This is a genomic window from Paracoccus yibinensis, from assembly GCF_030846195.1.
Taxonomy (GTDB): Bacteria; Pseudomonadota; Alphaproteobacteria; order Rhodobacterales; family Rhodobacteraceae; genus Paracoccus; species Paracoccus yibinensis.
In genome coordinates this window covers 39,331-65,689 of the sequence record NZ_JAVCWH010000004.1, presented here as the reverse complement: position 1 = coordinate 65,689, position 26,359 = coordinate 39,331, and the positions used below count along the sequence as shown (strand labels likewise).

The 26,359-nt window shown below is 67.4% G+C and carries 24 protein-coding genes; 15 read left to right on the top strand and 9 right to left on the bottom strand.

Features of this window, described 5'->3' with window-relative positions; genetic code table 11:
* Positions 1-36: 36 nt before the first annotated feature.
* Entirely contained in the window at positions 37-1,353 is a 1,317-nt protein-coding gene (locus RAH32_RS10530; RefSeq protein WP_306607869.1) for an MFS transporter, read from the bottom strand.
* A 149-nt stretch (positions 1,354-1,502) separates the two neighbouring features.
* Here RAH32_RS10530 and RAH32_RS10525 point away from each other — a divergent pair, with 149 nt between their 5' ends.
* A complete protein-coding gene (locus RAH32_RS10525) occupies positions 1,503-2,288 on the top strand; it encodes an exodeoxyribonuclease III (protein ID WP_306607867.1) in 786 nt (261 codons plus the stop codon).
* 3 nt (positions 2,289-2,291) lie between these two features.
* Here RAH32_RS10525 and nhaC read toward each other — a convergent pair whose 3' ends face one another.
* Complete coding sequence (gene nhaC / locus RAH32_RS10520; RefSeq protein ID WP_306607865.1) at positions 2,292-3,800, bottom strand: Na+/H+ antiporter NhaC; 1,509 nt, start codon at positions 3,798-3,800, stop codon at positions 2,292-2,294.
* A 216-nt stretch (positions 3,801-4,016) separates the two neighbouring features.
* Between nhaC and trxA the strand changes: the two genes are divergently transcribed.
* Genes trxA through RAH32_RS10500 form a run of 4 tightly spaced genes read left to right on the top strand, consistent with a single transcriptional unit; the run spans position 4,017 to position 6,409 of the window.
* Complete coding sequence (trxA, locus tag RAH32_RS10515; RefSeq protein WP_306608197.1) at positions 4,017-4,925, top strand: thioredoxin; 909 nt, start codon at positions 4,017-4,019, stop codon at positions 4,923-4,925.
* Positions 4,926-4,929: 4 nt separating this feature from the next.
* Positions 4,930-5,556, top strand: coding sequence for an LON peptidase substrate-binding domain-containing protein (locus RAH32_RS10510; RefSeq protein ID WP_306607863.1), 627 nt, complete (start codon positions 4,930-4,932; stop codon positions 5,554-5,556).
* Positions 5,553-5,744, top strand: a complete 192-nt coding sequence (locus RAH32_RS10505; RefSeq protein WP_306607861.1) for a Trm112 family protein — start codon at positions 5,553-5,555, stop codon at positions 5,742-5,744. The genes RAH32_RS10510 and RAH32_RS10505 overlap by 4 nt, the downstream gene beginning before the upstream one ends.
* Positions 5,744-6,409, top strand: a complete 666-nt coding sequence (locus tag RAH32_RS10500; RefSeq protein ID WP_306607859.1) for a rhomboid family intramembrane serine protease — start codon at positions 5,744-5,746, stop codon at positions 6,407-6,409. The genes RAH32_RS10505 and RAH32_RS10500 overlap by 1 nt, the downstream gene beginning before the upstream one ends.
* On the opposite strand, the gene RAH32_RS10495 is transcribed toward RAH32_RS10500, so the two are convergent.
* Positions 6,398-7,063 carry a DUF2268 domain-containing putative Zn-dependent protease gene (locus tag RAH32_RS10495; protein ID WP_306607856.1) on the bottom strand — a complete coding sequence of 222 codons (666 nt, stop codon included), beginning with the start codon at positions 7,061-7,063 and terminating at the stop codon, positions 6,398-6,400. The genes RAH32_RS10500 and RAH32_RS10495 overlap by 12 nt on opposite strands.
* A gap of 91 nt (positions 7,064-7,154) precedes the next feature.
* Between RAH32_RS10495 and RAH32_RS10490 the strand changes: the two genes are divergently transcribed.
* Positions 7,155-7,883, top strand: a complete 729-nt coding sequence (locus RAH32_RS10490; protein WP_306607854.1) for a hypothetical protein — start codon at positions 7,155-7,157, stop codon at positions 7,881-7,883.
* A 3-nt stretch (positions 7,884-7,886) separates the two neighbouring features.
* On the opposite strand, the gene RAH32_RS10485 is transcribed toward RAH32_RS10490, so the two are convergent.
* From RAH32_RS10485 to RAH32_RS10470, 4 genes are all read right to left on the bottom strand, one after another.
* Positions 7,887-10,457 carry a DNA translocase FtsK gene (locus RAH32_RS10485; RefSeq protein WP_306607852.1) on the bottom strand — a complete coding sequence of 857 codons (2,571 nt, stop codon included), beginning with the start codon at positions 10,455-10,457 and terminating at the stop codon, positions 7,887-7,889.
* A gap of 5 nt (positions 10,458-10,462) precedes the next feature.
* On the bottom strand, positions 10,463-11,671 hold the full coding sequence (locus RAH32_RS10480) for an aminotransferase class I/II-fold pyridoxal phosphate-dependent enzyme (protein ID WP_306607850.1): 1,209 nt from the start codon (positions 11,669-11,671) through the stop codon (positions 10,463-10,465).
* Between the two features lie 167 nt (positions 11,672-11,838).
* Positions 11,839-13,173, bottom strand: a complete 1,335-nt coding sequence (locus tag RAH32_RS10475) for an amidase (protein WP_306607848.1) — start codon at positions 13,171-13,173, stop codon at positions 11,839-11,841.
* Positions 13,174-13,365 (bottom strand): DUF1674 domain-containing protein, encoded by a 192-nt coding sequence (locus RAH32_RS10470; protein ID WP_306607846.1) that lies wholly within the window; start codon positions 13,363-13,365, stop codon positions 13,174-13,176.
* Positions 13,366-13,452: 87 nt separating this feature from the next.
* Here RAH32_RS10470 and RAH32_RS10465 point away from each other — a divergent pair, with 87 nt between their 5' ends.
* The 9 genes from RAH32_RS10465 to RAH32_RS10425 all read left to right on the top strand — a co-directional run bounded on the left by RAH32_RS10465 (position 13,453) and on the right by RAH32_RS10425 (position 23,969).
* On the top strand, positions 13,453-14,691 hold the full coding sequence (locus RAH32_RS10465; RefSeq protein ID WP_306608196.1) for an RsmB/NOP family class I SAM-dependent RNA methyltransferase: 1,239 nt from the start codon (positions 13,453-13,455) through the stop codon (positions 14,689-14,691).
* A gap of 188 nt (positions 14,692-14,879) precedes the next feature.
* A complete protein-coding gene (gene purH / locus RAH32_RS10460; RefSeq protein WP_306607844.1) occupies positions 14,880-16,469 on the top strand; it encodes a bifunctional phosphoribosylaminoimidazolecarboxamide formyltransferase/IMP cyclohydrolase in 1,590 nt (529 codons plus the stop codon).
* Positions 16,469-17,113: a signal peptidase II gene (gene lspA / locus RAH32_RS10455; RefSeq protein ID WP_306607842.1), complete on the top strand. Its 645-nt coding sequence runs from the start codon at positions 16,469-16,471 to the stop codon at positions 17,111-17,113. Before purH ends, lspA begins: the two co-directional genes overlap by 1 nt.
* A 31-nt stretch (positions 17,114-17,144) precedes the next feature.
* Positions 17,145-17,663, top strand: a complete 519-nt coding sequence (locus tag RAH32_RS10450) for a DUF3035 domain-containing protein (RefSeq protein ID WP_306607840.1) — start codon at positions 17,145-17,147, stop codon at positions 17,661-17,663.
* Positions 17,660-18,874 (top strand): cytochrome P450, encoded by a 1,215-nt coding sequence (locus RAH32_RS10445; RefSeq protein WP_306607838.1) that lies wholly within the window; start codon positions 17,660-17,662, stop codon positions 18,872-18,874. Before RAH32_RS10450 ends, RAH32_RS10445 begins: the two co-directional genes overlap by 4 nt.
* A gap of 67 nt (positions 18,875-18,941) precedes the next feature.
* Entirely contained in the window at positions 18,942-20,363 is a 1,422-nt protein-coding gene (locus RAH32_RS10440; RefSeq protein WP_306607836.1) for a M16 family metallopeptidase, read from the top strand.
* A complete protein-coding gene (locus RAH32_RS10435) occupies positions 20,360-21,685 on the top strand; it encodes a M16 family metallopeptidase (protein WP_306607834.1) in 1,326 nt (441 codons plus the stop codon). The genes RAH32_RS10440 and RAH32_RS10435 overlap by 4 nt, the downstream gene beginning before the upstream one ends.
* Before the next feature lie 42 nt (positions 21,686-21,727).
* Entirely contained in the window at positions 21,728-23,548 is a 1,821-nt protein-coding gene (gene mutL / locus RAH32_RS10430; protein ID WP_306607832.1) for a DNA mismatch repair endonuclease MutL, read from the top strand.
* Positions 23,549-23,597: 49 nt separating this feature from the next.
* Positions 23,598-23,969, top strand: a complete 372-nt coding sequence (locus tag RAH32_RS10425) for a DUF3775 domain-containing protein (protein ID WP_306607830.1) — start codon at positions 23,598-23,600, stop codon at positions 23,967-23,969.
* Positions 23,970-23,978: 9 nt separating this feature from the next.
* On the opposite strand, the gene RAH32_RS10420 is transcribed toward RAH32_RS10425, so the two are convergent.
* Together RAH32_RS10420 and RAH32_RS10415 are read right to left on the bottom strand one after the other, a co-directional pair.
* On the bottom strand, positions 23,979-25,178 hold the full coding sequence (locus tag RAH32_RS10420; protein ID WP_306607828.1) for a PQQ-dependent sugar dehydrogenase: 1,200 nt from the start codon (positions 25,176-25,178) through the stop codon (positions 23,979-23,981).
* Positions 25,179-25,248: 70 nt separating this feature from the next.
* Positions 25,249-26,313: a saccharopine dehydrogenase gene (locus RAH32_RS10415; protein WP_306607826.1), complete on the bottom strand. Its 1,065-nt coding sequence runs from the start codon at positions 26,311-26,313 to the stop codon at positions 25,249-25,251.
* Positions 26,314-26,359 lie beyond the last annotated feature (46 nt).

The following is a 26,359-nucleotide window of genomic DNA, read 5'->3' as shown; positions in this document are numbered from 1 at the left end:
TGATGACAGGGCAACGGGCCGGGGCGGCTGGCGGTTTCAGGCGATGGCCTGATCGCGGGTTTCCGCCCTGACCAGCAGCAGCGCCAGCGCGCCCAGCAGCAGCAGCGCGGCAAAAACGCCGATGGCAAAGCCGAACCCCCTGGCGAAGACGAAGGCCAGCAGGCTGGGCGCCAGGATCCCGCCAAGCCGCGCCATGGCGCTGGCCGTGCCCATGCCGGTGCCGCGCAGGTGGGTCGGGTAAAGCTCGGGCGTAAAGGCGTAAAGCGCGCCCCAGGTGCCCAGCAGCGCAAAGCTCATCAGGATCAGCGCGGTGGCGACCATGGCCGTGCCGGTCGCCACCGTGAACAGCGCGCAACCGGCGGCGCTGAGAAGCAGGAACCCCAGCAGCGTGGCCCGGCGCCCCACGGCCTCGACCCCCCAGGCGGCAAGCGCATAGCCCGGCACCTGCGCCAGGGCCAGGATCACCAGAAAGCCGTAGCCGTGCACGAAGCCGAAGCCCTCGGTCACAAGCTGGTTCGGCACCCAGACGAAGACGCCGTAATAGGACAGCGACACCAGGAACCACACCGCCAGCACGCCGATGGTCCGCACCCGCAGCAGATCCGAAAAGATCGAAGTCTCGGCCCCGGTCGGCACCGGCGCGGGAACCAGTTCGGCATCACGGGGCAGCGCCTGCATCCCGTTCGTGACCAGCACCCGGTCGATCACCGCCTTGGCCCCTGCCGCGTCCCCCCTGCGGATCAGGTACATGGGCGATTCCGGCACCCACATGCGAAGAAAGATCCCGATCAGCGCCGGGATCGCGGCCACCGCGAAGATCCAGCGCCAGGGCGCCACCGCCCCTTGCGCCACGGCGATCCAGGCGGTCAGTGCCACCACGATCGTGCCCACGGCCCAGAATCCTTCCAGCCAGACCAGCCAGCGGCCCCGGTTCCGCGGCGGCAGGAATTCCGCCATCATCGCGTAGTCCACGGGCAAAGTGCCGCCCACGGCCACGCCCGTCAGGAAGCGCAGCACCAGAAGCAGCGTGAAGTCCTGCGCAAAGACCGACGCCAACCCGAAGATCGCGTCCATCCCCACGGTCAATACCAGGATGTTGCGCCGCCCGATGCGGTCCGCGATCCGGCCAAAGGCAAAGGCGCCCAGGAACATGCCCGCGAAAAACACCGTGCCGATCTGGAAGGCGGTGACGCGTTCGATGCCGAAAGTGGCGGCAACCGAGGGCGCGGCGAACCCCACCGCGATCACCTGCATCGCATCGGCCGCCCAGACCAGCCCGAAGATCCCCAGAAGCCGCCACTGAAACCGCCCGGCCCCGCCGCGCGCCAATGCCTCGTCCACCGTCAATCGCATGCTGGCCCCCTTTGCCGGATGGAGGCTGCTTAGCGCCGGTTTGCCCGATCACCAAGCCGCGATTGATGTTGCACGGAAATTTCCTCCGCAACCTCAACTCGACTCCGGCCGCCCCGCCCGCTAGGGTCCCCGCACCAAAGGAGACTGCCATGTTCACCATCGCCACCTGGAACATCAACTCGGTCCGCCTGCGCGAAGGTCTGGTCGCGCGGTTCCTGCAGGAAGAGGCGCCGGATGTCCTCTGCCTCCAGGAATGCAAGTCCCCGGTCGAGAAGATCCCGCTCGACCAGTTCCGGGCGCTTGGCTACACCCATGTCGTGGCGCGGGGGCAGAAGGGTTACAACGGCGTGGCGATCCTGTCGCGCCTGCCGCTGGAAGATGCGGGCGACCGCGACTATGCCAGCCTGGGCCATGCCCGCCATGTCTCGGCGCGGCTGGAAAACGGCGTGACGATCCACAACATGTATGTGCCCGCAGGCGGCGACATCCCCGACCGCACAGTGAACGAGAAGTTCGGCCAAAAGCTGGATTTCGTGGCCGAGATGCGCGACGTCTTCCACGCCGACAACCCGCAAAAGTCGATCCTGGTCGGCGACCTGAACATCGCGCCCCGCGAAGACGACGTGTGGTCCCACAAGCAGATGCTGAAGATCGTGAGCCACACCCCCATCGAGGTCGATCACCTGCTGTCCGCCCAGGACGCGGGCAATTGGGTGGACGTGACGCGCCAGGACATCCCGTCAGGCCTGCTTTATTCCTGGTGGAGCTATCGCGCCAAGGACTGGGACGCCGCCGACAAGGGGCGCAGGCTGGATCATATCTGGGCCAGCCGGGACATCGCCAATGCCGGTCACGCCAGCCGCATCCTGCGCCCCTGCCGGGGATGGGACCAGCCCAGCGATCATGTGCCGGTGCTGGCCAGCTTCGATCTCTAGACCTTATTTCGAAGCTTCTGCCAGGGCGTGATCGCCCAGGTCCATGACATCCTCGTTCTGGTGGTCCCAGTCGCGGCGCTCGCTTGTCGTGGCGCGCGGCGAGAAGAGGCCCGTGACGGCATAGAAAATGCCGATCAGCGGCGCCGTCCAGCAGGCGAAGGCCAACGGGATATACAACAGGTTCGTCAGGTTGCCGTCCATGATGCCCAGCGACAGGGCGGTGATGACAAAGGCGCCCCCGGCGTTCCAAGGGATCAGCGGTGACATCAGCGTGCCCCCCTCCTCGACCGCGCGGGACAGGTTCAGCGTGGAATAGCCCATGCCGCGATACAGCGGCGCATACATCCGCCCCGGCAGCGCGATCGAGATATAGGGATCGCCCGCGACGACATTGGTGGCGAAGGCGGTGCCGATGGCGCTGCTTTGCACGGCTGCGAAGCTTTTGACGCGGCCGATGATTGCCTGGATGATCGACTCCAGGCAGCCGGTGCGTTCCAGGGCACCGCCGAAGCCCAGGGCGATCAGCATCAGCGAGATCGTCCACATCATCGACTGGATGCCGCCCGCGTTCAGAAGGTTGTCGATGTCGGCGATGCCGGTTTCGATGCTGTAGCCGGACTGGGCATAGGTGAAGACGTCATGCACCCCCGCCCCCTGCCACAGGATCGCGATCAGCCCGCCCAGCAGGACGCCCGCGAACAGCGAAGGCAGCGGCGGCTGGCGGGTGACGGCCAGCCCCACGACCACCAGGGCGGGCAGCAGCGGCAGCAGCCCCAGGCGGAACTGGGCGTCCAGGGTGGTGGTGATCGCCTCGATCCGGGCAAAGCTTGTCTCGGCCGGGGAAATCAGGAAGCTGCCGGCCAGCCAATAGAGCGCCAGGGCGATCAGCATCGCAGGCACGGTCGTGGGCAGCATGTTCTTGATGTGGTCGAAGATGTTCACCCCCGTCACCGCCGGGGCAAGGTTCGTGGTGTCCGACAGCGGAGAGATCTTGTCCCCGAAGAACGCCCCCGACACGACCGCCCCCGCGGTCCAGTAGGGCGGGATGCCGAACCCCGCCCCGATCCCCATCAGGGCGACGCCGACGGTGCCCACGGTGCCCCAGCTTGTGCCCAGGGACAGCGACACGACCGAACACAGCACCATGGCCGCCACCAGGAAGATCTGCGGGTTCAGCATCGTCAGCCCGTACCAGATCAGCGTGGGCACCGTGCCCGACGCGATCCAGACGCCGATGATCATTCCCACCACGATCAGTACCGACAGCGACGGCATCGACACATGGATGACGTGAAAGATGCCCGCGCGGATGTCCATCCACCCCTGCCCGCGCAGCACCCCCAGCAGACTGGTGATCGCAAGCCCCAGGATCAGCGGGATATGGGGCGTGAAGTCGCCGTACCAGAAAAGCTGGATCGCCAGCAGGCCCAGCGTCAGCACGATCGGCAGCAGCGCCAGCCCGAAGGGCGGCAGGGGCCGCGCTGTTGCGGCGTCGGTGTCGGTCTCGGTCATGTCCGAATCCCTCCTGTTGCATCTGTCCCGCGCAGCGGCGGGCGGCCGGCAAGAGTTCCCGTGGACAGGCAGGCCGGACAGGCCCGGGCACCCCCCTGGGGCGGGCGCGGGCAGCTGCGCTTTCGGGGCGAACGCATGATCCGCCCTTTTGTTCAACCGGATGAACGCCCATATTGGCCCAAACACGGAATCGACGGATCAGGAAAATCCATGACCATGCTGTTCGACGGGGCCACCGACGCACCCAAGCCCACCGACTTCATCAAGGACGTGACCGAGGCGAATTTCATGGCCGAGGTCGTGCAGGCCTCGATGCAGGTGCCTGTGATCGTGGACTTCTGGGCGCCCTGGTGCGGCCCCTGCAAGACCCTTGGACCCCAGCTCGAGGCCGAGGTCGCGCGCCACAAGGGCCGCGTCCGCATGGCCAAGGTGAACGTGGACGAAAACCAGATGATCGCCGCGCAGCTGCGCGTGCAGTCGATCCCCACCGTTTATGCCTTCTTCCAGGGCCAGCCGGTCGATGCCTTCCAGGGCGCGATCCCGCAAAGCCAGATCAAGCAGTTCGTGGACAAGCTGGCGGCGCTGTCGGGCGATGACGGCGGCCTGGCCGAGGCGCTTGCCGCGGCCGAGCAGATGCTGGCCGAGGGCGCCTTCACCGACGCCGCCGAAACCTTTGCCGCCATTGCCGAGGAAGATCCGGCCAGCGCCGACGCCTGGGCCGGCGTGGTCCGCGCGCATCTGGCCGCAGGCGATCTTGACGCCGCGCAGGCCGCGCTTGACGCGATCCCGGCCCCTGCCGCGACCAGCGCCCCGGTCGAGGCCGCGCGCGCCCAGTTGCACCTGGCGCGCCAGGCCGCCAAGGCCGGTCCCCTGGATGCCCTGCAGGCCCGCGTGGATGCCGACCCCGACGACCAGCCGGCGCGCCTGGAATACGCGCAGGCCCTGCACGCCGCAGGCCGGGTCGAGGAAGCCATCGACATCCTTCTGGACAGCTTCCGCCGCGACCGCGACTGGAACGAAGGCGCGGCCAAGGCGCAGCTGTTCACCATCTTCGACAGCCTCAAGCCCAACGATCCGCTGGTTCAAAAGGGCCGCCGCCGCCTGTCGTCGATGATCTTCGCCTGATCCGATGCGGTTCCGCTTCGATCTGCCCGCGCGCATCCCGCTGTTCCCCCTGTCGGGGGCCGTGCTGATGCCGCGGGCGCGGATCCCGCTGCATGTGTTCGAACCGCGCTATCTGCAGATGCTGGACGACGCGCTGAAGACCGATCATCGCCTGATCGGCCTGATCCAGCCCGAGGGGGAAGGCCTGGCCGCGATCGGCTGCGCGGGCAGGGTGGTGGCCTTTTCCGAAACCGACGACGGGCGGCAGATGATCTCGCTTCTGGCCGTGTCGCGGTTCCGCCTGACCGAGGTGCAGGAGGGTTTCACCCCCTATCTGATGGCCGAGGTGGACTGGACGTCCTTCGGCCGCGACCTGAAAGGGTCCGAGGGTGATCCATCCCTGGATCGCGACGTGCTGTTCCCCCTGCTGCGCCGCTACATGGAGGCGCACGAGCTTTCGACCGACTGGGATGCCGCCGCCGAGGCCCCGGACGAGGCGCTGATCAACTCCCTGGCGATGGCCCTGCCCTTTTCACCCGGCGACAAGCAGGCGCTTCTGGAAAGCCCGTCCCTGGCCGACCGGCGCGAATTGCTGCAAGGGCTGATCGAATTCGCCCTGCACGGCGGCGACAACGAGGAACGACTGCAATGAGCCAGACCCCGCCCCCCTTCGACCGCCACATGATCGAGGCGCTTGTCTGCCCGGTGACGCACGCGACCCTGTCCTATGACGCGGCGCGGCAGGAACTGGTGTCCAGGGCGGCCGGACTGGCATTCCCGATCCGTGCGGGAATCCCGATCATGCTGGTGTCCGAGGCCCGCCAGATCAAGGCTGACTGATGGTGGCCCAGACTGATCATCCCGCCCTTCGGGACTCGTCGCTTCCCCGGCTGCCCTGGTGGGTCAAGGCCGTGATCGTGCTGTGCTGCGCGATCCAGGGGATGACCATTCTGGCGGATTTTCTGGGCTATCCCATCGTGGGGCAGGCCCTGGTGATCTTCGGCGGCTTCTGGTCGCCGATCCTGTGGGCGGGGCACGGGGTTTTTCCCGGCCATGTCGTGTCGGTCTTCGTCACCTATGGCTTCCTTCATGCCGGGCTGCTGCACCTGACCATGAACATGCTGTCGCTTGTGGCGCTTGCGCGGGAACTGAACCGGCTGATCGGCCCGCGGCGCATGGCCGTGGTCTATGCCGTAAGCCAGGTTGCGGCGGCGCTGCTGTTTGCGCTGATGGCCCCCGACGGCGGGCCGATGATCGGCGCATCCGGCGCGATCTTCGGACTGGCGGGCGCATTGGTGGGCTATGCCGCCGTGACCGGCTGGCGCCTCCGCCGCCCGCTGGGCCAGCTTTGGCGCGGCGTGGCCGTGATGGTGGTGCTGAACGTGGCGCTGACCGTGCTGATGCCGTCGATCGCCTGGGAAGCGCATCTGGGCGGCGCCCTGGCCGGGCTGGCCATGGGCGGCTGGATGGCCATGGGCCGCAGCCCGCGCCCGTCAGCCTTCTGAGGGTTCCGCCTCGGCCTGGCCTTCGGCAGCCGCGATCCGGCGCAGGATCTGGCGGAACGGCTCGGCAGGGGCGGTCACCAGCGACGCGGCCGTATCCCCGGTTGCCTGCGCCAGATGCTCGGCGATCAGCCGATGGCCCAGGCTGTTGCCCGTCCCCTTGCGCAGGTCGCCCTTGCCGCCAAACCAGCGGGGATGGTCGTAATCCCGCCGCGCCCATTCGTTCATCGCCTGCCGCAGGGTGCCTTGCGCCGGCCTGACGCTGTCCAGCGCATCGGCCTGCCCACCCAGCACTTGGAGGACGAAATGCCCCGCCACCCCCTCGCTGACCAGGGCCTCGCCCAGCGACTTGCCATAGCCCGGCCCTTCCCAGCGGACCAGATGCGCCATCTGCCGGACCAGCGCGCGGGTGAAATGCGCGGGGTCGAAGCGGTCGGGCGTCACCGCGATCTCGACCACGCCGGGCGCGGGACAATGACCCTGGACCGCGCCATCGGCAGAGCGGTCGGACTGCGCCCGCACGACCAGATCGAAGTCGGGCAGGTCGACATGATCCGAGACCCGCGCCACGGCATCCCGGCTGGCCTGCCGGATCTCGGCCAGGACAGGCGTCAGGGCGTGGCGCGTGTTCAGGAGGTGGAGGGTCCAGAAGGTCATGGGGTGGGTATAGCGGCTGTGGCAGGCGGTTGCCAGCGAAGGCAAGCTACCGCAAGATAGCTGAAACCAGCTACGATAAGGTATCGGATCTTTGCCACAAATTTCCATCAGTTCCGGGATCTATTTTGTTCGTCTGCTGGGCGAAGAACTAATATCGGTAAACGACAAGGATCTGTCTCGACGCGACCGCTGCATCAAGGTCAACTCGCAAAACGCCAAATATGGTCGTTCAGAAAACCTACGTGTCAGGTTTTCAGAATACTGCCGGACTTTTGGAGTAGAACGCCTTCGCTTCGATGTTTTAATAGAGGATGCAGATCCTATCACTCTTGAACGCCAGCTTCATGCGCATTTTCGCACCTATCGGATGCGGGGCCTTACGGGCAGACAGAACGAATGGCTCACGGGCATTCACCCTGACGCAGCCTATTATCAAGCAAGGACGATATGCGAGAACTTTCTAGTAGCTACGGCTAAGCTTCAACGCCAACCATCATATAGCCCAACGCGCATGGCAAAAATTCACCAGCCAGCCAGACACATCTTTACTCCCGACGATATTTTGCAGTCTGTTAGCTATCTTCGTTCTCATGAAATGCCTGAATGTCTCTTAGCCGAAATTCATCATTTTGGCCGACAAACTTACGACGCCACCCTCCGGCACTTTACTGGCAGGAAAAGACTACAGGGCGACAACAACCCAGTTTATGCAGCGCGCTTGAATTTCATCGCCAAGGGTCATGCAGCGGGTCAAAACTTTCCCAATCTGGTTAAGGAAGCAATCTACTTATTTCCCTTCCCCGAGAAGAAATTGTCCTGAAAGCTACACCTCCGGCACCAAAACCTCACGCTTGCCGACATGGTTCGCCGCCGACACCACCCCCTGCTCCTCCATCTGCTCGACCAGCCGCGCGGCCTTGTTGTAGCCGATGGCGAGCTTGCGCTGGATATAGCTGGTCGAACACTTGCGATCCTTGGCGACGATCATCACCGCCTGGTCATAAAGCGCATCGTCCCCGCCGTCGCCGCCCAGGCCCAGCACCGCGTCGATATCCGAGGCCACCTCGTCCTCGGGGCCCTCGACCACGCCCGACTTGTAGGACGGCGGGCCGAAGGATTTCAGGTGCGTCACGACCTCCTCGACCTCTTCGTCGGACACGAACGGCCCGTGGATGCGGGTGATGCGGGCGCCGTTGCCCATATACAGCATGTCGCCCTGGCCCAGCAGCTGCTCGGCCCCCTGTTCGCCCAGGATGGTGCGCGAGTCGATCTTGGACGTGACCTGGAAGGAAATCCGGGTCGGGAAGTTCGCCTTGATCGTGCCGGTGATAACGTCCACGGACGGGCGCTGCGTCGCCATGATGAGGTGGATGCCCGAGGCGCGGGCCATCTGCGCCAGACGCTGGATGCAGGCCTCGATCTCCTTCCCCGCGACCATCATCAGGTCGGCCATCTCATCGACGATGACGACGATATAGGGGAAGGTCTCGGGCTTGAACTCCTCGGTCTCGAAGATCGGCTCGCCGGTGTCCTCATCGAAGCCGGTCTGGACGGTGCGCTTGAACATCTCGTTCCGGGACAGCGCCTCGCGGACGCGGCCGTTATAGCCCTCGATGTTCCTGACGCCCATCTTGGACATCTTGCGGTAACGCTCCTCCATCTCGCTGACGACCCATTTCAGCGCGACGACGGCCTTTTTCGGATCGGTCACGACCGGGGACAGCAGATGCGGGATGCCGTCATAGACCGACAGTTCCAGCATCTTGGGGTCGATCATGATCAGCCGGCATTCGTCCGGTGTCAGTTTATACAGCAGCGACAGGATCATGGTGTTGATCGCCACCGACTTGCCCGACCCCGTGGTCCCGGCGATCAGCAGGTGGGGCATCTTGGCCAGGTTCGCCACGACCGGATCGCCGCCGATGTCCTTGCCAAGCGCCAAGGGCAGCGGCTGCGTGCCGTCGCCAAAGGCGCGGGAGGCCAGGATCTCGCGCAGCAGCACCTTTTCGCGGCGGGCATTGGGCAGTTCGATGCCGATGACGGTGCGGCCCGGCACGGTGCTGACGCGCGCCGACAGGGCAGACATGGACCGGGCGATGTCGTCGGACAATCCGATCACGCGGGATGCCTTCAGGCCCGGCGCGGGTTCCAGTTCATAAAGCGTCACGACAGGGCCAGGGCGGACCTCGGTGATCTGGCCCTTGACGCCGTAATCGTCCAGCACCGCCTCAAGCATCCGGGCGTTGTCCATCAACACCTCCTCGGACACGGTCTGCTGATCGCTAGCCGACGGCATGGTCAGCAGCGCCAGCGGCGGGCGTTCATAGGTGTTCAGCACCTCCTCGAACGGCAGGTCCGGTTCGGCCAAAGGCGCCGCGGGCCGCCGCGGGGCCGGCTTCTTCAGCGACGGCACGGTGGCGGGGACTGTCTCGGCAGCGGGCTCCTCGGGAAGCTCGCGGGCATTTTCGCGCGACAGGCGGGCGGCCACGGCTGCCAGGACCGAAGGCTTGCCCGACCGGGTGCGGATCGCGTCGCTGATGCGGCCCTGGACCTCCTCGGCGGAAGGGGCGTCGCCGTCATAGTCGGCGTCACGCTCGATCAGTTCGGGTTCGGGCAGGTCTTCCTCAAGCTCGAAGACGGGGGCTGCCGGCTTGCGCCGGGCCACGACGGGCGCGCGCGGGGCCGGTTCGCCGGCCCTGGCCTCGCGCCGTGCGGCCAGGCGGCCCTTCAGCCCCGCCGATGCGGCGGCACCCCGCCCGATGCCGCGCATCGCCAGATCAAAGGCCGTCAGCAGCCCGACCACGAAGCGGTGCCAGAAGACGCGCAGTTCCCTCCGCTCGAAGCCCAGGACGAAGGCCGCCATCGCCAGCGTTCCCAGCGCGACGACCAGCCCCGCCAGACGGATCCCGATCTGCGCCTTGACCGGCAGAAGGTTCAGCATCGCGCCCATGATCATGTCGCCGAAATGCCCGCCCAGGCCATAGGTCTGTTCCCAGGACTCGCCCGGCACCAGCGTGCTGCAATAGACCGAGGCAAGCGCCGCAGCGATGGGGGTGAACAGCGCACGCATGAAGCGTTCTTCGCCCCGGTGCAGCATGAAGCGCAGCCCCCAGACCAGCGCCGCGATGACAAGCATCCAGGACCCATGGCCCGCGATCATCATCAGAGGCGAGGCGACATAGGCGCCAAAGCTGCCCAGCATGTTCTGCGCAGGTTCGTCGGTGGCCGACAGGAAGCTGGGATCCTCGGGCGACCAGCTTGCCAGCATCACGGCGATCAGGATGCCGACGGTGACCAGGCCCGCGCCCAGCAGTTCCTTGCCGCGCCGTTCAAGCGCCGCCTGCGTGGACTGATCGAACAGCGGATCGCGGTGTTTTGCCTGCCAGCTTGCCATGGTCCCTAGCCTTCCCCGTCCGTCATTCCATCATACAGCACCGCACGCAGCCGTTGCAGCGCCGGTTCCGTTTGTTCCGCATCCGCGACCAGGGCCACCCGGATGAAGCCCTTGCCGGGATTGTGCCCGTCAACCTCGCGCGACAGATAGGCGCCTGGCAGCACCTGGATCCCCGCCTGCGCCCACAGGGTCTTGGCCGCGTCCTCGCCGTCCGCGACCGGCAGCCACAGGAAGAACCCGCCCTGGATGGGGCGGTATCCCGGCACGTTGCCCAGCACCCGGTCGGCGATCTCGTATTTCTGCCGGTAAAGGTCGCGGCTGACCGCGACATGCGCCTCGTCCCGCCAGGCGGCCTCGCTGACGGCCTGGGTGGGCAGCGACAGGGGCGCGCCCGCATAGGCGCGAAGGCGGCGGATCTGGGTGATATTGGCCGTGCTTCCGGCGACAAAGCCCGACCGCAGCCCCGGCAGGTTCGACCGTTTGGACAGCGAATTGAAGATCACCACCCGGTCGGCCAGACCCATGTCGGTCGCCACGGCCAGGGCACCGGGAGGCGGGGCGTCGCGCCAGATCTCGGAATAGCATTCGTCGGCGAAGACCAGGAAATCGTGCCGGTCGGCAAGCGCGATCAGTTGTTCCAGGTAATCCCGGTCGGCAATCGCCCCCTGCGGATTGGCGGGCGAGCACAGATAGGCGATGGCCGTGCGGTCCAGCACTTCAGGCGCAAGCGCGGCATAGTCGGGCAGGTTTCCGGTCTCGGGCGTGGCGGGGACGAAGACGGGTTCGGCCTGAACGGCGGCGGCTGCGACCGCATAGACCTGATAGAAGGGATTCGGGATCAGGATCGCCGGCCGCTGGCCGTTCTTTCGTTCCGGGCACAATGCCAGGGCCGCGTTGAACAGCCCTTCGCGCGTGCCGTTCAGCGCCATGATCCGGTCGGGCGCCACGTCCAGGCCGTAACGGCCGCCCAGCCAGTCGCCGATGGCCGACAACAGGCCGGGCACGCCCTCGTTTGGCGGATATTTCGCGAATCCCTCGATATTCGCGGCCATTATCCCGGCCACGAAATCGGGCATGGCATGGCGCGGCTCTCCGATGGTCAGGACCGTCGGGGATTCGCCGTGCTTCAAACCCGGCTCGATGCCGGACAACAGCGCCCGCAAACGCGGAAACGCATAGTCCGGCAGGTTCGAGAACCGCTCGGGTATCGCCATTCTGCCTCGCTTCCAGGGTCTTCGGCCCCGTTTATCACCGGAAAACATTAGCGTGATCGCGCCCTTGCGTCCAGCGAAAGCCGGCCCCCTCGCCGTGGCAAAATATCCTTGGGGTTGAACTGGCCCCGGGCCGGGAAAGGGGTGCAGGCGGCCCCTGCCCGCCCGGGTCAGGCCACGGCCAAGGCGGCCTCGACCCCCGCTGCCACATGCAGCAGATGTCCATCCCGGCCCGCATGGCCCATGACCGATATCCCGCAGGCGGGATGACCGGTCGGCAGGGTGCAGACCGGCAGGCCCAAAAGGTTGCCGATGCGGGTGTTGCGCAGGGTCAGAAGGTTGGCGCGCACGAACTCGGCCTCGTCTTCCATAAGCCGTGCCGTGTTCGGCGGCAGGATCGGCACGGTGGGCAGCAGGATCGCGTCATGGGCCGACGCCACTTCCTTGATCCACTTGCGGCGGATGCGGACCAGGCTTTCCCAGGCCGCGACGTAATCCGAGGCGCTGACGCCCGCACCGCTGCGGAACCGGTCCAGGATCGGCTTCCACATCAGTTCCGGCGCATCCTCGATCTGCGCGCGCCAGATGCCATAGGCTTCGGGCGCAAACAACGCCGCCGACAGGGGCATGGCCTTGGCGACCCAATCGCTCGACACGCGCTGGATCTGCGCGCCCGCGCGGGCCAGACGGTCCACCGCATCCTCGAAGGCGGCGACGGGGCCTTCCTCGGCATCGGCGAAGGGCACACCGTCCAGAACCATCAGCCGCCGCCCCGCGACATCGGCGCCCCGCAGGTCGGCCGCCCTGGTCCCGCACATCAGCGCGAACAGTTCGGCGCAATCCTCGACCGTGCGGGCGATGGGGCCGACGATGTCGAACTTGCGGCACAGAGGCACGACGCCCTTTTCGGGCAGCGAATCATGGCTGGGCTTGAAGCCCACCAGATTGTTCCAAGCCGCCGGCACGCGCAGCGATCCACCGGTATCGGACCCGATCGCCGCCGCCGCCAGCCCCAGCGCCACGGACACCGCAGCCCCGGACGACGATCCCCCCGGCGCAAGGTCGGGATCCAGCGCATTGGGCGGCGTCGCGGTGTTCGGGTTCAGCCCCAGGCCGGAAAAGGCCAGTTCCGTCATATGGGTCTTGCCCAGGCAGATCGTGCCCTGCCGCGATGCGCGGGCCAGCACGATGGCGTCCTTGCGGGGCACGCGGCCCTCCAGCAGCTTCGACCCGGCCTCGGTCACGGTGCCGCCGCTGTCGATATTGTCCTTCCAGCTGATCGCCACGCCGTCCAGAAGCCCGCGCCGCAATTCCAGCTTGGCGCGGTCATGGGCGGCGACCGATTCGGACCGGGCGCGCACATCCGTCACGCGGGCATAGATGCGCCGGGCGTCGGGATGGGCCTTGATCGCGGCCAGATAGGCTTCGGACTGGTCGATGGGATCCAGAAGACCCGCCATGATCGCACGGCCCTGCTGGGCGGCGGGCGCGCGCAGCCAGTCCATTCAGAAATCCACCGCGAGGCCGTTCTTTTCGTAATCGCCATAGCGCACGGGTTCGGGACCGTCGCGGCCGCCGTATTCCTTGGGCAGGGGCTGGGCCTCTGCGGCGGCCTTGCGGCGCTCGGCGGCCTCGGCCAAGGCGCGTTGCGCGGCGGGCGGCAGGTCGGCGCGGTCCATCGGAGGCTGTTCGCTCATGGAAAGATCTCCCATCCGGGGGTAAGGGGTCGGGGTCAGTCTTCCAACAAGATTTAGGTGAAGGAAAGCGATTTGGCAAAGCGGGGCATGGATATGGCACGGTCGGGCGCATTGCGCCTGCTGGCCGGGGTGCGGGACGGGCTGTCCCTGTCGGATCAGGCGGGCGCGCTGAAGGCCCTGGCGCCGCCCGACCAAGCCCGCGCCGCGTGCCTCGCGACCGAGGTGCTGCGCCACCAGTCCCGCGCCGATGCGGTCATTGCAGCTTATGTCAGCCGCAAGCCCAGCCCGCAGGTCGCCGACATCCTGCGCCTGGCCACGGTCGAACTGCTGGAGCTGGAGGGTGCGGCCCACGGGGTCGTCGACGCGGCCGTCACCCTGACGCGCGGGCTGGGCCAGAAGGGCCAGGCCGCGGCAGGCATGGTCAACGCCGTGCTGCGCAAGGTAGCGGCGCATGGGGGCTGGGCGGACCTGCCGCCGCAGCCGATGCCCGGCTGGCTGCGCGATCCCGTCGCCGCCGCCTATGGAGAGGAAGCCGCGCGCGCCATCGAGGCCGCCCACCAGGCCGGCGCGCCGCTGGATCTGACGCCAAAGCCCGGCGTCGCGGTCGAGGGGGCCGAACCGCTGCCCACCGGATCCCTGCGCATTCACGGACCGGCGCAGGTCTCTGCCCTGCCGGGTTTTGCCACGGGCGACTGGTGGGTGCAGGATGCCGCCGCCGCCCTGCCGGTGCGCCTGCTGGACCCGCAACCGGGCGAACGCATCGCGGATCTGTGCGCCGCGCCAGGCGGCAAGACGCTGCAACTGGCCGCAGCGGGGGCGCAAGTGACGGCGGTGGACATCAGCCCCGCCCGCCTGAAGCGCGTGGCCGAGAACCTGAACCGCTGCGCGCTGTCGGCCGATCTTGTCGCGGCGGATGCGCTTGACTGGCGGCCCGATGCGCCCCTGGACGCGGTCCTGCTGGATGCGCCCTGTTCCGCCACCGGCACCATTCGTCGCCACCCTGACCTGCCCTTCCTGCGCGACGGATCGGGAATTCCCGCCCTTGTCGATCTTCAGGCGCGGCTGATCGACCACGCGCTGTCGCTGATCGCGCCGGGCGGACGGCTGGTCTATGCCGTCTGCTCGCTGCTGCCGGACGAGGGCGAGGCGCAGGTCGCCGCCACCCTGGCCCGGCATCCGGGGCTGGCGGTCGAGACGCCCGATCTGCCTGGAACCGAACCGGACTGGATTACCCCGGAAGGCGGGTTGCGTACGCGGCCCGACCACTGGCCGAACCGGGGCGGGATGGACGGCTTCTTCATGGCCCGGCTGCGCAAGGCGGGGTAGGACAAGGGGCGCTGCCCCTCTTGGCCTGCGGCCAATTCACCCCGGGATACTTGGGCCAGAATGAAGACATTCCTTCACCCTGGTGCAAATATCCTCGGGGGGACCGGGGGGCGAAGCGCCCCCGGCAGCGACACTGGACCTTTGGCCCGCATGGGGCTAATGCACCGCAAACCAGATGCGAGGCCCCCATGTCCCGTCCCGTGCCGATCCGACGCGCGCTGATTTCCGTTTCCGACAAGACCGGGCTGATCGACTTCGCCCGCAAGCTGGACGCGCGGGGGATCGAAATCTTGTCCACCGGCGGCAGCGCAAAGTCGCTGCGCGAGGCGGGGCTGACGGTGATCGACGTGGCGGACGTGACCGGCTTCCCCGAGATGATGGACGGCCGCGTCAAGACGCTGCATCCCGCGGTCCATGGTGGGTTGCTGGCGCTGCGCGACAATGCCGAACATCTGGCCGCGATGGAGGCCCACGGCATCGGCCCCATCGACCTGCTGGTCGTGAACCTTTATCCCTTCGAGGAAACGGTGGCAAAGGGCGCAGGCTACGACGACTGCATCGAGAACATCGACATCGGCGGTCCGGCGATGATCCGCGCCGCGGCCAAGAACCACGGCTTTGTCACCGTGATCGTGGACGTGCAGGATTATGACGCACTGCTGGCGGAACTGGACGCCAACGACGACCGCACCACGCTGGCCTTCCGCCAGCGGCAGGCGCAGATTGCCTATGCCCGCACCGCCGCCTATGACGCCGCTGTTTCCACATGGCTGGCCAGCGCCATCGGTGAGGAAACGCCCCGCCGCCGCGCCTTTGCGGGCACCTTGGCCCAGCCGCTTCGCTATGGCGAGAACCCGCACCAGTCCGCGGCCTTCTATGTCACCGGGGAAAACCGCCCCGGCGTCGCCACCGCGAAGCAGTGGCAGGGCAAGGAACTGTCCTACAACAACATCAACGACACCGACGCGGCCTTCGAACTGGTCGCCGAATTCGACCCGGCCGAAGGCCCGGCCTGCGCGATCATCAAGCACGCCAACCCTTGCGGCGTGGCACGGGGCGCGACCGCCCTTGAGGCCTACAAGCGGGCCTTCGACTGCGACCGCACCTCGGCCTTTGGCGGCATCATCGCGCTGAACCAGGTACTCGACGGCCCCACCGCCGAGGAGATCGCCAGGATCTTCACCGAGGTCGTGATCGCCCCGGCTGCGGACGAGGACGCGAAACGCATCTTCGCCGCCAAGAAGAACCTCCGCCTGCTGACCACCGGCGGGTTGCCCGATCCGCAAGCGGGCGGGCTGTCCTTCCGCCAGGTCGCGGGCGGCTTTCTGGTACAGGGCCGCGACAACGGCCATGTAGGCCTGCCGGACCTGAAGGTCGTCAGCGACCGCCAGCCGGATGACGCCGAACTGCGCGACATGCTGTTCGCGTGGACCGTCGCCAAGCACGTGAAATCGAACGCCATCGTCTATGCGAAGGATATGGCGACCGTCGGCATCGGCGCGGGCCAGATGAGCCGCGTGGACAGCACCCGCATCGGTCGCCGCAAGTCCGAGGACATGGCCGAGGCGCTTGGCCTTGCCCAACCCCTGACCATCGGCGCGGTGGTGGCATCCGACGCCTTCTTCCCCTTCGCCGACGGGATCGAGGCCCTGGCGGAAGCCGGCGCCTGCGCCGTCATCCAGCCCGGCGGGTCCATGCGCGACGACGAGGTGATCGCGGCCGCTAACCGCCTTGGCCTGGCCATGGTCTTCACCAGCCAGCGGCATTTCCGGCACTGATGCAGCAGGAACTGCCCCTCGATCCGCCGGCCCCCGGGGCCGCACCGGCGCCCAAGGCGCGGCGTCCGCGCGCGCCCAAAAAGCCTGCGCCCCCTGCCCGCACGGACATGCGTCTGGTGGCCTGGGTGGCCGCGTTCATCTTCGTGATGGACCAGGCGCTGAAGTACTGGGTGGTCCATGTGATGCAACTGGACCGCGTGCGCGAAATCGACGTGATGCCGCCTTGGCTGAACCTGCGCATGGCCTGGAACCAAGGCATCAATTTCGGGCTGATGGCCTCGGACACGGATGTCACGAAATGGCTCCTGATCGCGGTTGCGCTGGCCATCGTGGCCTGGGTCTGGATCTGGATCTGGCGCGCCGATGCCGGGCGCTTTGCCCGCGTTGCGGCGGGGCTGCTGATCGGCGGCGCGGTGGGCAACGTGATCGATCGCCTGCTATACGGTGCAGTGGCGGATTTCCTGAACATGTCGCTGCCCGGATGGCAGAACCCCTACAGCTTCAACGTGGCCGACATCGCCATCTTCGCGGGTGCCATCGGGCTGGTCCTGGTGCCGCAGAAGAAGGAACCGGAAAAACCCGTTCGCAAGCCGCGTGCCAGAACTGCCGACAATCCCCGTGACGGGACGGGCAAATCCGGCTAGAACGGGGCGCAAGAAACGAAGGGACAGGTTTATGCAGGCTTTCGTCAGGGGCATCGCGGCAGCGGCCGTCATGGGGCTTTCGGCCTGCGGCAGCAACCAGCTGATGAATATCGAAACCGGCCAGAACAGCCCGGACGAATTCGCCATCCTGCCCACGCGTCCCCTGTCCATGCCGCCCGACCTGGCGCTGCTGCCCGCCCCCACGCCGGGCGGGGCCAACATCACCGATCCGAACCCCAACGCGGATGCGGTCGCGGCCTTGGGCGGCAATCCGGCGCGCCTGTCCGACCAAGGCATCGCCGCGGCGGACGGCGCCCTTGTCGCCCATGCCACGCGCCGCGGCACCGATCCCGCGATTCGCGAAAAGCTGGCGGAAGCGGACGCCGAATGGCGGTCCCGCAACAAGCGCCGCCCGCTGGAGGCGCTGTTCGGCACCACCGTCTATCAGCGCGCCTATCGTCCGCTGGCGCTTGATTCGCAGGCCGAACAGCAGCGCTGGCAGCGGGCTGGCGCCATCACCCAGACATCCCCCGCGCCTGCCGAGGAATGACGGCGGATTTCGATCCGGCGCAGCCGGGTTTCGGCGAAGATCCCTGGCCGCAGTATGCCCGCCTGCGTGCGACGCCTGGCCTGCCCGACTGGCAGGGCTTTCGCCTGGCGTCCCGTTTCGAGGACGTGCGCGCCATCGCATCGGACCGCCGGATGGTGCGGGGCACCGCCTTTCTTCCGCCCGAGGCAAGGCGGCAGATGCAGGTGGCCGAGAATTTCCACGACATGCCGTTCCACGAACGCTTCGTGCAGACCTCGATGCTGGAACTGGACGGGCCGGATCATGACCGGCTGCGGCGTGCGGTGTTTCCGTTCTTCACCAGGACGCGGCTGGACAGCTTGCGTCCCTTCGTCGCGCAATGGGTGGACAAGGCGCTTGATCGCCTGATCCCGCGGGGCCGCTTCGACTTCATCGCGGATCTGGCCGCCCATCTGCCCGGCCAGGTGATCGGCCATCTGATCGGCACCGATCCCGCACTTGCCCCGCAGATGACGCAGTGGTCCGAGGAAACCGTCAGCTATTTCGACGTGAGCCGCCGCACCCCCGACCGCAAGGCGCGGGCCGAGGACGCCGTGCGCCTGTTCCACGACGTGCTGCAAGACCTTCATGCCGCGCGCAAGGCCCGGCCCCGCGACGACCTGATGTCGGCGATGATCGGGGCCGAGGATGCGGGGCTTCTGACCCATGACGAACTGATCGCGACGGTCATGCAGATCCTGCATGCCGGGCACGGTTCGACCATCGACGTGATGGGCAGCGGGCTTCATGCGCTGCTGGCCCATCCCGACCAGATGGCCCGGCTGCGCGCCGATGCCGGCCTGATGCCCCTGGCCGTGCAGGAAATGTTCCGCTTTGCCCCGCCGTTGATCTTCTTCCATCGCCACGCGGCCGAGGATCTGACGATCTGCGGGCAGGACTGGCCCAGGGGAACGACCTTCGGATTGCTTTACGCCAGCGCCAACCGCGACCCCGGCGCCTTTCCTGATGCGGACCGCTTCGATGTCGGGCGCAGGCCGAACCTGCACCTTGCCTTCGGCGCCGGTCCCCATGTCTGCCTGGGCAACAACCTGGCGCGGCTGAACATGGAGGTGCTGTTCACGGCCCTTCTGGACCGCACGCGAAGCATCCGCATCGATGGTCCCGTCGCCTGGAAGTCCGGCCTTCAGGCGCATGGCCCCCTGTCCCTGCCCATCACTGTCGCCACACATTAGCGTCAGGCAGGTTGCGCAATCCCCCCTGTCGGGCCAGATTTGCCTCGACCAAGGAGGTTTCGCCCCCATGCTTCGACCGACCCTGCCCGCGCTGCTGGCCCTGACCCTGGGCGCGATGCCCGTCCTGGCCGAAACGGCCGCCCCTGAAGACAACGGCATCACCCATTTCACCCTTCCGAACGGCCTGGAAACCGTGGTGATCGAGGATCACCGCTCCCCAGTCGTGGTCCAGATGGTCTGGTACCGGATCGGATCGGCTGACGAGCCGCCCGGCAAATCGGGCATTGCGCATTACCTGGAACACCTGATGTTCAAGGGCACCGAAAAGCTGGAACCGGGCGAGCTGTCCAAGACCGTGACCGCCAATGGCGGCATGGACAATGCCTTCACCAGCTATGACTACACCGCCTATTTCCAGCGCATCGCGTCCGATCGCCTGCCCCTGGTGATGGAGATGGAGGCCGACCGCATGGCCAACTTGCGCATCGGCGAGGATGACTGGCAGGCCGAACGCCAGGTCGTGCTGGAGGAGCGGGCGCAGCGCGTGGACAGCGACCCCGCATCGCTGTTCGCCGAGGAACGCAACGCCACGCTTTACTACAACCACCCATATGGCCGCCCCGTGATCGGCTGGCGCACCGAGATGGAGGGGCTGACGCGCGAGGATGCGCTGGAATGGTATGACAACCACTATTCCCCGAACGAGGCGATCCTGATCCTGGCGGGCGACGTGACCCCGGAACGCGCCCGCGAACTGGCCGAGAAATACTATGGCCCGATCCCCGCCAAGGGCGAGGCCGAACCGCGCATCCGCCCGCAGGAACCCGATCACAGTGCCCCCCGCCGGATGGAGATGACCGACCCCCGCGTGCCCCAGCCGGTGATGACGCGCAGCTATCTGGCGCCCGAACGCAATCCCGGCGACCAGGCGGACGCCGCCGCGCTGACCGTTCTGGCGGAACTGCTGGGCGGGTCGATGCAGACGTCCATCCTGGGCCGCGAACTGGCCATGAAGGGCAAGGCGCTGTGGGTGAACGCGGGCTATGACGGCTTTTCCGTGGATCCGACTAGCTTCGGCATCTCTCTTGTTCCCGCAGACGGCATGACCCCCGAGGAAGCCGAGGCGGAACTGGACAAGGTTCTGGCCCGCTTCCTGGAAACCGGTCCCGACCCCGCCGATCTGGAACGCGTGAAGACGCAGATCGAGGCCGCGCGGGTCTACGAACTCGATTCGGCACATGGCCGGGCCTATGACTATGGACAGGGACTGGCGACCGGGCTGTCGGTCCAGGACGTGAACGACTGGCCCGACATCCTGGCGGCCGTCACGGCCGAGGACGTGATGACCGTTGCGCGCGAGGTTCTGGACAGCGAGGCCAGCGTCACCGGCTGGCTGCTGCCGGCCGAACCGGCGCAGACGACGACGCCTGCCGCCGCACCTGAAGCCCCCGCCCCGACCGACACCCCCAGCCCCGAGGTGCAAGGATGATCCGCGCTGCCATCGCCTTATTCTTCGCCGTCTTGGCGGTTCCTGCCCATGCCATCGACATCCAGGAGGTCACCTCGCCCGGCGGGATCAAGGCCTGGCTGGTCCAGGACGACAGCATTCCCTTTGTCGCGGTCGAATTCAACTTCAAGGGCGGCGCCAGCCTGGACGCTGAAGGAAAGCGCGGCGCCATCAACCTGATGACCGCCACGCTGGAGGAAGGCGCGGGCAACCGCGATTCGGTGGCCTTCGCCCAGGCGGTCGAGGGCCTGGGGGCGCAGTTTTCCTTTGACGTGGGCGACGACGCGCTGACCGTGGGGATGCGCGCCCTGAGCGAGAACCGCGACGAAGCCGCGGCCCTGCTGGCCGAGGCGCTGACCCAGCCCCGCTTCGACGACGCCGCCATCGAACGCGTCCGCGCGCAGGTCCAGTCGATCATCCGGTCCGAGGCGACCGATCCGCAATCCATCGCCGCCAAGGAAATGGCGCGCCAGGCTTGGGGCGATCATCCCTATGCCACCTCGATCAGCGGCACCATGGAATCCGTGGCGGCCCTGACGCGGCAGGATCTGGTCGCGGCCAAGAACCGCGTGCTGGCCCGCGACCGCGTGGTGGTCGGCGCGGCCGGTGATATCACGCCCGAAGAACTGGGCCAGCTTGTGGACACCGTGCTGGGAGGCCTGCCGGAACAGGGCACCGCGCCGCTGCCGGAACCGGCGGACCTGCAACTGACGGGCGGCGTCACGGTCATCGACTGGGACAGCCCGCAGACGGTCGTCAGCTTTGCCGGTCCGGGCCTTCCGATCGACGATCCCGATTACTTCGCGGCCTATGTCGCCAATCACATCCTGGGTGGCGGCGGCTTCAGTTCCCGCCTGATGGAGGAAATCCGCGAAAAGCGCGGCCTGACCTATGGCGTCGGCACGACGCTGGCCACCGGCATCTATGGCCAGACCTGGCAGGGCGGCATGGCGGGGTCGAACGCCACGACCGGCCAGGCCGTCGATCTGATCCGCCAGGAATGGGACCGCATGGCCGAAGGCGGCGTGACCGACCAGGAACTGACGGATGCCAAGACCTATCTGACGGGCGAATATCCGCTTCGCTTCGACGGCAACGGCAGCATCGCGGGCATCCTGGCCGGGATGCAGCTGATCGGCTTTCCCATCGACTATGTGAACACCCGCAATGAAAAGGTCGAGGCGGTGACGGCGGATGACGTCAAACGCGTCGCCAGCCGCCTGCTGGACGCCGACGACCTGCGCTTTGTGCTGGTCGGGCGCCCGGAAGGCATCGAGGGAACGGATCCCGCCCCCACCAATTAGAATCGCTGGCGAGGTGGGATAGCGGCTGCTAGATTTGGGGGCATGAACAGCCATGCCCCCCATATCCGGCCCGTCATTCGCCAACTGGACGAGGCAATCGCCAACCGCATCGCGGCGGGCGAGGTGGTCGAACGGCCTGCCTCGGCGGTCAAGGAGCTGGTGGAAAACGCGCTGGATGCGGGGGCCAGCCGCATCGACATCGCCATCCAGGACGGCGGCAAGCGGCTGATCCGGGTTTGCGACGACGGCTGCGGCATGGCGCCCGAAGACCTGCCCCTGGCCATGTCGCGCCACGCGACCAGCAAGATCGACGGCACCGACCTGCTGGCGATCCGCAGCTTCGGATTCCGGGGAGAGGCGCTGCCTTCCCTGGGAGCAGTCGGGCGGCTGACGATCACCTCGCGGATGCGGGGCGGGGACGGCGCCGTGATCGCGGTGGAAGGCGGGCGCGCCGCGCCGGTGCGTCCCGCCGCCGCCAATCCCGGCACGGTCGTCGAACTGCGCGATCTGTTCTTCGCCACTCCCGCGCGGCTGAAATTCCTGCGCGGCGAGCGGGCCGAGACGTTGGCCGTGGCCGAATGCGTCCGCCGCCTGGCCATGGCCGAACCCTTCGTGGGCTTCACCCTGAACGCCGACGGCAAGGAGATCTTTCGCGCCGATGCCGAACAGGGCGAATTGTTCGATGCCCTGACAATCCGCCTGTCGCGCGTCATGGGCCGGGATTTCATCGACAACGCCATTCCCCTTGATGCCGAACGCGACGGGCTGCGGCTTTCGGGCCTTGCGGCACTGCCCACCTATTCGCGCGGGGCGGCGGTGGCGCAGCATGTCTATGTGAACGGCAGGCCCGTGCGGGACAAGCTGCTGACCGGGGCGCTGCGGGCGGGCTATATGGATGTGCTGGCCTCGGGGCGGCATCCGGCGGCGGTCTTGTATCTGTCCTGCGATCCCCAGCTTGTCGATGTGAACGTCCACCCCGCCAAGGCCGAGGTGCGTTTCCGCGACCCGCAGGGCGCGCGCGGGCTGGTGGTCAGCGCGCTGCGGCATGGGCTGGCGAATGCGGGGCATCGTGCCTCGTCCACGGTGGGCGACGCGACACTGGCGGCCTTCCAGGCCGAACCCGCCGCCACCACTGCCCCTACCGCCCCGCGCGCCTATCATATGGATTACCGCCCATCGGCCACGGCGATCCGCGCCAGCCTGGATCTGCAAGCCCCCACGATGGGTTTCGCCGAGGCTCCCTCGGGCCGCGCCGAGGAGGAAACCGTGGCACCCGCCGACGCCCCCCTGGGTGCCGCACGGGCGCAGATCCACGAAAACTATATCATCGCGCAGACCGAAGACGGGCTGGTCATCGTTGATCAGCACGCCGCGCATGAACGGCTGGTCTATGAACGGCTGAAGGCCCAGGCCGCCGCGGCGGGGGTCGCCCGCCAAGCCCTGCTGATCCCGGAGATCGTGGAACTGCCCGAGGACGAGGCCGCGCGCATCCTGTCCATCGCAGGCGATCTTGCCGGTCTGGGGCTGGTCATCGAACCCTTCGGCGGGGGTGCGGTCGCGGTGCGGGAAACCCCTGCCATGCTGACCCGGCTGGACGCCCGCGCGCTGATCCGCGACATCCTGGACGATCTGGCCGATCAGGGCGCCTCCGACCGGCTGCGCGGGCGGCTTGACGCCGTGCTGTCCTCGATGGCCTGCCATGGATCGGTTCGGTCGGGACGGCGCATGACGGCGGACGAAATGAACGCCCTGCTGCGCGAAATGGAGCGGACGCCCAAATCCGGCCAGTGCAACCATGGCCGCCCCACTTGGGTCAAGCTGCGCCTGACAGATATCGAGCGGCTGTTCGGCCGCAAGGATTGACCGTTGACCGGAACGGCGCGACAGTCGCCGCAGTCAACGGAGCGTCGCCATGCTGCAAATCAGTCCCGACAAGATTGCCCATATCATCATCCGCGCCCGCGAATATGACAGCGGCGTAAACCCCTGGGCACATTCGGGCAGCAGGGCGCAGCACGGGGTGCAATCCGAACTGCGCGACTTCATCGCCAACCTGAACGAGGATGAGCAGGCCTCGCTGGTGGCCGTCATGTGGATCGGGCGGGAAAGCTTTGAACCCGAGGAGCTTGAGGAAGCCATCGAGACCGCCCGGATCGAACGGACGACGCCCACCCAGGACTACCTGATGGGCGAGCCGCGTCTGGCCGACCTTTTGGAATCGGGCCTGGAAGCGCTCGGCATCTCGCCCGGGGATGCCGAGGACGACGTGACGCGGCCCGTCTGAGGGGGCGGTCTAGCTGTCGCTCTGCGCAGGGGTGACGCGGATCAGGCGTCCGTTGTCTTCATCGGTCAGCAGCATGATCGCGCCGTCGCTGGCGACCTCGACTTCGCGGACGCGGCCGATGCCCTGCAGGTGGCGCGCTTCGCCACTCACCCGGTCGCCATCCAGTTCCAGGCGCACGAGGTCGTTCGATTTCAGGCCACCGATCAGCAGGTCGCCCTGCCATTCGGGGAACATCTCGCCGTCATAGAAGGTCATCTGGCCGGGCGCGATCACCGGGTCCCAGTAATAGACCGGCTGCTCGGTGCCCTCCATCTGGGTGACGCCCTGCCCGACCGGATCGCCGCTGTATTCCACGCCATAGGTCACGCGCGGCCAGCCATAGTTGCGGCCCGCCTGGGGAAGGTTCAACTCGTCCCCGCCTTTCGGGCCATGCTCGATGGTCCACAGCCTGCCCCGGTCGTCAAGCGCCGCGCCCTGGATGTTGCGGTGGCCCCAGGACCAGATCTCGGGCAGCGCCTCGGCCACGCCGGGATCGCCCATCGGCTCGCCGGTTTCGGGGTCGATGCGGACCACCTTGCCCAGCGTCGTGGTCACGTTCTGCGCATAAACGCGCGCATCGGGGACCGAGCGTTCGCCGGTGGTGACGAACAGCCCGCCCTGCCCGTCATGGATCAGGACCGATCCGTAATGTTTGGTCGAATCCCAGGCGGGCTGCTGCTGCCAGATGACCTCGGTCCCTTCCAGGGTGCTGTTGTCGGCCGACAGAGTGCCGGTCGCGACGGCGGTGGCGGTCTTGCCGTCTTCGCGCGGCTGGGCAAAGCTGATCCAGACGCGGCGCGTGTCGGCGAAGTCATCGGCCACGGTCACGTCCAGAAGCCCGCCCTGGTCGCGGGTGTCAAGCTCGGGCAATCCGCCGATCGGGTCGGACAGCGTTCCCTCCGCGCCAACCAGCCGCAGGTTTCCCGCGCGTTCCGTCACCAGCCAGGTTCCGTCCGGCAGTTCGGCCAAGCCCCAGGGATGATCCAGCCCGTCCGCGATGACGGTCTGGTTCAGCGCCATGTCGCCCGGCAGCACCGGGGCGCGGGTCTGGTTCTCGAAGGCGGGCTGCTGATCAGGGGCATTCGGCGGCGCGGCGTTGAAATCCTGGGCAAGCGCGCCCGTGGCCAGCAGGCTTGCCGAAGCGGCGAAAGTCGTCAGGCGGATGAACATGCGGTCCTCGTGCAGATGACAGGGATGCCCGTCCAACACGCGGCCCCTGCCCACGTTCCGCCCCAGGGCATCACGTCTGTGTCAGGCGGTTCCGATGGTCCCGGAACAATGCCCCGGCCCTGCCCCAGGGTCCTTCGTCGATCCGGTCAAGCTGCATCAACACCGGCAGCAGCTGCGCGGCGTAATCCTCGGAACTTTCGCGCGGCAGCATGGAGGGCAGGTTGTCGATGGCCATCACGTCCAGCGGCGGGTGTTCGGCCACCCGCAGCACGGGCCGGTCCCAGCTTGTCGTGCGGTCATAGACCTTGATCGGGGAAAAGTCGCTGGTCGGATCGCAGGCGACGTCGCCGATCACCGTCAGCCGCCGCCCGGGCGCCACCGCGCTTGCGGGGACGAAGACCGGCGCGCCGGGCTGGGCCAGGATCGCGTTGATGAACAAGTCATGGGCCAGCACTTCGGGAAAGGGGCCGCCATGCGCGGTTTCCGCCATGTCCCACCGGGTGACGGGCACCCCCAGGGCCACCAGCAGATCCGCCGCCCCCGTGCCGACGCGGCCCTTTGCGCCGATCACCAGGGACTGCGGGCGCGGGCGTCCCGTGGCGTCCAGTTGCGCGCGCAGTTCGTCCAGCAACAGGTCCTTGTCGGCATAGGCATGGATCGGGGCGCAGATGCCCCCGCCCTGCTGTGCCGCCCAGGCCTTCAGGCTGACGGCTGCCCCAGCATACCCCGCCCAGTAACCGAAGGCGGCCAGGCGGCTGCCCGTGTCGTCCGTCAGGTATTCCAGGTCATAAAGCGTTCCGCCCCCGTCCCGGAACCGGCGCAGCAGCACCTGTCCCGCGGGCTGGCCCTTGAAGGCATGGCCGAACATGATGTGACGGTGGCGCAGGGGTATTCCGTCCTCGGGCAGTTCCTTGAGGCCGAAGACGATGGCGTCGCCGGGCGCGGTGGGCCAACTTCCCTGCGGCGCGATGGCAGCGCCCGCGCGGGCATAGGCGTCGGTCGGAAACACCCGACGGGGGCTGTCCTCGACCGTGACGGTGAAGCCCTTGGCGATCAGCGCCGCCACGCCGTCCGGGGTGATGCCTGTCCGATCCTCGTTCGGGCGGCTTTCGGCCCGCAGCCACAGATGCGTCATCGTTTTCCCCTGTCCTGCCGCCCGGTCGTCATAACGTGCGACACGG